At 36.7% G+C, this 3,884-nt stretch carries 4 protein-coding genes; all 4 read left to right on the top strand.

What is annotated here, in order from left to right; all coding sequences use genetic code 11:
- The first annotated feature begins 58 nt into the window (after positions 1 to 58).
- From QVA17_RS12360 to QVA17_RS12345, 4 genes are read left to right on the top strand one after another with little or no spacing between them, the layout of a single operon-like run.
- Positions 59 to 226, top strand: coding sequence for a Flp1 family type IVb pilin (locus tag QVA17_RS12360; protein ID WP_074521981.1), 168 nt, complete (start codon positions 59 to 61; stop codon positions 224 to 226).
- Entirely contained in the window at positions 207 to 2,399 is a 2,193-nt protein-coding gene (locus QVA17_RS12355; protein WP_287389298.1) for a DUF5702 domain-containing protein, read from the top strand. The genes QVA17_RS12360 and QVA17_RS12355 overlap by 20 nt, the downstream gene beginning before the upstream one ends.
- A 50-nt stretch (positions 2,400 to 2,449) precedes the next feature.
- Entirely contained in the window at positions 2,450 to 3,388 is a 939-nt protein-coding gene (locus tag QVA17_RS12350; protein WP_287389297.1) for a pilus assembly protein, read from the top strand.
- 13 nt (positions 3,389 to 3,401) lie between these two features.
- Positions 3,402 to 3,860 carry a hypothetical protein gene (locus tag QVA17_RS12345; protein ID WP_287389295.1) on the top strand — a complete coding sequence of 153 codons (459 nt, stop codon included), beginning with the start codon at positions 3,402 to 3,404 and terminating at the stop codon, positions 3,858 to 3,860.
- The last annotated feature ends 24 nt before the right edge of the window (positions 3,861 to 3,884 follow it).

Here is a 3,884-nt window from a genome sequence, read left to right as displayed (position 1 = left end):
GTGACGTCTTTTGGAATTTAGATAGAAAATATTTTTACAAACGAAAGGAAAAGAAAAAATGAAAAGATTTAAGAATTTTTTAAAGGAAGAAGATGGAATGGGAGTTATTGAGGTTGTGCTAATTATCGTGGTACTTATCGGCCTTGTTAGCATTTTCAAAACTCAGATCACAAGTCTTGTTCAGACTCTTTTAAAGAACATGTCAGATGAAGCAAAGAATATTTAAGCCTTACCAGATTTGTGATAACCGCAAGGACAGAAATAGCGGATCATGTAAAGCCACAAGGAAAACCCTTACGGCCCAAATCACAATCCTTGCTAGTATCTCAATCACCATTGTTTTGTCCTTACTTATAACCCTAGTTCGCTCGGCAGCAGATAGCAGGTTAAACACACAGATTAAGCAGGCTTGCATTCTCTCAGCAGAGTCGGTTTTTGCAGCCTATCACAACGACTGCCTAGAGGAGTTTGGCATATTTTTATTAAAGGATGCCAGTAAAAACGAGGCCAAGCTAAGTAAATACATAAACACTAACCTTTCAGATGTCTCCTCAAAAGTCTATCTCGATGGCCTAAATATCACGGATTATCAGTATGCCACAAGCAATTGCGGCGAGGGAGTTTACGAGGAAATCCTTAGCTACATGAAGTATGGAATTTATTCAGATCTTGTGGATTCGTTTAAGAACTCAGAAGAAGAAGTGAAGCGTGCCAAGGCCACTAAGGAAATTTCCGAGGATATGGCAGGGCTTGAAGAGGATTTAGTGGAGCTTGATGTAAATGTATTGCGCCTCCTTGAGGTGGTGGAGGGTATTGATACCACAGATGATGGGGTTGTTATTAAAAATGGAAAGCCCCAGCTTGCTAAAAAATCTTACGCCAAGCGAGGAATTTATGGAGAGATTTCCATGAGCAGTGCAAATATTGATAACGACAAAGTTTATAAGGTGCTAAATTCAAGTGATTATGCTTACATTAATTTAGAGGAAATCGTGGATGATATGTATACCTGCCTTGAGGAGCTTGAATTAATTACGGATGAGGAAAGTAATGCCAATGGAAATAATTCCTATGCCAATATTTTTAAAAGAGATTATGACAAGCTAGAAGAATATTTAACTGATACCAAGAAGGCCAATGAAGAGGCCATGGGTTACATTAAGGCCTACTACAATTCTCAGGATACTGCTAGTAAATCCGTGGATGACTTAACCACAAAACTTTCCAACAATAAGGAGAGTTTAGGGCAGGAGCTTTACGATAGCTTTGCAGGAGATTATGAGGAAATTAAAAATGGCGTTAAAAATAACGAGAGAAAGCTTTGCAATGTGGATCTGATTAAAGAAGCTATTACAAGCAACAACATCTATTTAAACAATGCAGAGGATAAGCTTTCTTGTATAAAAGAGACATTAACTAAAGATAAAATAACAGAATACAAAAGCAGTCTAGATAGCATAAAATCTAATCTTTCAAAGATTTCTAATAAGAATCTAAAATTTGATTATTCACAAATTGATTTTAGTTCATCATCATCTGGTCTATCTAAAATCAAGAAAATCATTTCCACTCTACAGGAGGGCTATTTAGGCCTGATAATTGACGATGTTTCCACAATTTCTGATAAGAGCATAAACTACAAGGATTTAGCCAATAGCTTATCAGGAGATGAGATAAAGACGGAAATTAGTTTAAAAGACACTAAAGATAACATTTTCTATAATGAGTATCTAACAATGCATTTTAAAGACGCGGCGGACTTTTTAGATGAAGATGGAAAATTGAAAAAAAGCGACACGGGGCAATTAGATTATATGATTGAATTTATCCTTTGCGGTAATTCGTCAGATAAGGAAAATCTATCTAAAACCCTATTTGAAATGTCTGGGATTAGGGAGGGCATGAATCTTGCCTACCTTTTAACAGATAGCACAAAAAAGGCGGAAGCCTACACCCTAGCCCTAAGTCTAGTTGGTTTTACTGGTTGCGAGGCAGCAGTAAGAGCAGGACAATATTTGATTCTTTCAGCCTGGGCTTATGGAGAGAGCATTATGGATCTAAGGACCTTAATGAAGGGCGGTAAAGTTCCCCTAGTAAAAACAAAAGATAACTGGCAACTAAGTCTAACTAATCTTTTAGATTCAAATTTCACTAATAATAAAAATGACGACAAAGGTCTAGCCTACGAGGATTATTTAAGAATGTTGCTCCTTGTAAAAAATTTATCTAAGAAAAATCTAGGCACCATGGCCGCCATGGAATTACAAATGATAGACATGGGCCACACAGATTTTAGAATGAAGGATTACATCGTCTCCTTTAAGGGAGAGGCAAGCTTTAAAAAGAGCAGTAAAACTTCAAGTTACAAACAAGAAATATCATATTCATATATTAACTAATGAGGCTTGAATATGCCCCTTTAAAGAAATGTGAAAGGAAATACAGATTAATGATTGATAACAATCAGCCCCGAATCAGAAAAAAACTAATGCCAAGTTTAAAAGGGGCATATTTAAAAGCTAGCGCCACAGTAGAAGGAGCTATAGTTATCCCAATAGTGCTATTTGCCATTTTGACTATAATCTACCTTCTACAGATAGTGGCCATAGAAACAAGAATCAACGCGGCTTTATTTGAAACCGCAAGGCGCTGCTCTAGCTACGCCTATATTTATGAAAATGTAAAAGAAGACGCAGCTTATCTAAACAGCTTAAGTACAAACACCAAGTCTAGCTTGGATAACACAAACAACACTAATACACAGTCTAGTGCAAATACCATAAAAGCAATTGCCATGTCAGGAATTAATGATGGTATTTTCCTTGGAATGTTTATTGACAATTTAGGCAGCGATTTTGCTAGTAAGAACCATATAGTTGGCGGCAATGCAGGCTTTGTTCTGCTTCGCAGTTCCATTTTAAATAACAACTCTCAAATCAAAGTTTGCTTAGATTATGTAATCGATAATCCCTTTGATATATTCGGCCTTAGTCTAGTTAAAAAGAAGACGGAGCTTGTAACGGATGGTTGGCTTGGTGAGGATAAGGATGCCTTTGAGGAGTTTGCCGGGGATGAGGATGATGACTATGTCTACATTACAAAAGATGGTGAAGTATATCATAGAGATGCAAGTTGCACCTATTTAACGCGTGATGTTTTATCTAGCAGCTTTTCTAATATTGAAAATGTGAGAAATCAATCAGGGGCTAAATATTACCCTTGCGATTCTTGTAAGGCCGAGATTAATTCCGGCACAGTCTACTACACATCTTACGGAACTAGGTATCACAACTCAGAAGAGTGCAGCCAGCTACATAGAGACATTTTACGAGTGCCCCTATCAAGTGTGGCAAACAGAAGACCTTGCAGCAAATGCGCAGGAGAATAAGAAGAGGTAAATTATGATAATAGAAATTATAAGAGTAAATTTTGGTCTGTTAATTAGCCTGTTTGCTTTAACAATTTTATCCTACATGGATTTAAAAAGAAAAGAAGTAAGCCTTTGGGCGCTACTAGTCTACGGTCTAATGATGATAGTAAATTTACTATGTCCATTTTTTGCAAAAGATAAAATCAGTTTAAAAGAACTAATCTTAAGCTTATCATTTATGCTTATACTAATTATTATGTCTCTTTTATTCAAAGCAATCGCTATTGCAGATTCTATAACAGTAGGCTTAGTAGCCCTAACAAACGGCTTTCTTATAGCCCTTTCTAGCTTCTTTCTTGCCATGCTAGCGGCAGCAGTTTTCTCCCTCATAGGCCTAGCCCTAAAGAAATTAAAAAGAAAAGCCACAATCCCCTTTATCCCCTTTTTACTTGCTGGCTACCTAATAAGCACTATTGCTTACTTTAGTTAAAGGAGGGCAAGATGAAAGGAATTT

Source organism: Lachnospira sp. (assembly GCF_016290755.1).
Taxonomy (GTDB): domain Bacteria; phylum Bacillota; class Clostridia; order Lachnospirales; family Lachnospiraceae; genus Lachnospira; species Lachnospira multipara.
This window is presented reverse-complemented; position numbering and strand designations above follow the sequence as displayed.

Bases quoted from the DNA above. Each gene is read 5' to 3' on its own strand.
- QVA17_RS12360 (WP_074521981.1), top strand. From the start codon at position 59: ATGAAAAGATTTAAGAATTTTTTAAAGGAAGAAGATGGAATGGGAGTT.
- QVA17_RS12355 (WP_287389298.1), top strand. From the start codon at position 207: ATGAAGCAAAGAATATTTAAGCCTTACCAGATTTGTGATAACCGCAAG.
- QVA17_RS12350 (WP_287389297.1), top strand. From the start codon at position 2,450: ATGATTGATAACAATCAGCCCCGAATCAGAAAAAAACTAATGCCAAGT.
- QVA17_RS12345 (WP_287389295.1), top strand. From the start codon at position 3,402: ATGATAATAGAAATTATAAGAGTAAATTTTGGTCTGTTAATTAGCCTG.